The 550-nt window shown below is 37.1% G+C and carries 1 protein-coding gene; it reads left to right on the forward strand.

The features are described from left to right. Window positions 1-550, forward strand: a 550-nt coding sequence (locus tag HMPREF2580_RS10695; RefSeq protein WP_176747482.1) for an N-6 DNA methylase, incomplete at both ends; no start/stop codon positions are given.

Here is a 550-nt window from a genome sequence, read left to right on the forward strand (position 1 = left end):
CGTTGAGAAAGAGCTCATTCAACGTATTGGTTTCGTCATCGAACCAGAAAATTTATTCAGTAATTTAAAAGCAAAAATTGAAAATCAAACGTTCGAGATTGAAGACTTAAGCAATGCGATTAAAAATGTTGAAAATTCGACACGTGGTCATGAAAGTGAAGACGACTTTATCCACTTATTCGATGATATGGATTTGAACTCAAGTCGTTTAGGAAACACGAACGCAGCACGTACGAAGTTAATTGCGAAAGTTATGATGAATATCTCAACATTACCTTTCGTACACAGTGATTTAGAAATCGATATGTTAGGCGATGCATATGAATACTTAATTGGTCAATTTGCGGCCAGTGCAGGTAAAAAGGCGGGCGAATTCTATACACCTCAACAAGTATCGACGATACTCGCAAAGATTGTTACAGATGGGAAAGAAGACTTAAGAAGTGTGTATGACCCAACATGTGGTTCTGGCTCATTACTCTTACGTGTGGGCAGAGAAGCTAAAATACGTAATTACTATGGTCAAGAATATAATAGTACAACCTATAAC

Source organism: Staphylococcus sp. HMSC036D05, from assembly GCF_001836225.1.
Classification (GTDB): Bacteria; Bacillota; Bacilli; order Staphylococcales; family Staphylococcaceae; genus Staphylococcus; species Staphylococcus caprae.